Genomic DNA, 256 nt, shown 5'->3' with positions numbered 1-256 from the left:
CTACGTCAATCTTTATCCCATTGCTGACGTCCTTTCTTCGCCAATAACCAATGTGAACAGATCGAGAATCGGGAAGGTCTTTGTAAATGATGCGTGGATATTCGTTAAAATCATCATCCACATGCGCATAATCATATTGAATGGTGGGTCCATCAGAACGCTCGACCTTTTCTAAAAGCCATTGATTGAGACTTTTAGGTCTTCTAATAAAATACGAAATGATGCGGTCATCACTCGTCTTAATCTCAATTTTTTC

Annotated in this window: 1 protein-coding gene; it reads right to left on the bottom strand. The window is 39.1% G+C overall.

All coding sequences use genetic code 11. From position 1 onward, the window contains the following. Window positions 1–256, bottom strand: a 256-nt coding sequence (locus tag AOM43_RS08605; RefSeq protein ID WP_152618855.1) for a hypothetical protein, incomplete at both ends; no start/stop codon positions are given.

Source organism: Parachlamydia acanthamoebae (assembly GCF_000875975.1).
Lineage (GTDB): Bacteria > Chlamydiota > Chlamydiia > Chlamydiales > Parachlamydiaceae > Parachlamydia > Parachlamydia acanthamoebae.
Note: the sequence above shows the minus strand (reverse complement) of the source record. Positions and strands in the feature narration are given on the sequence as shown.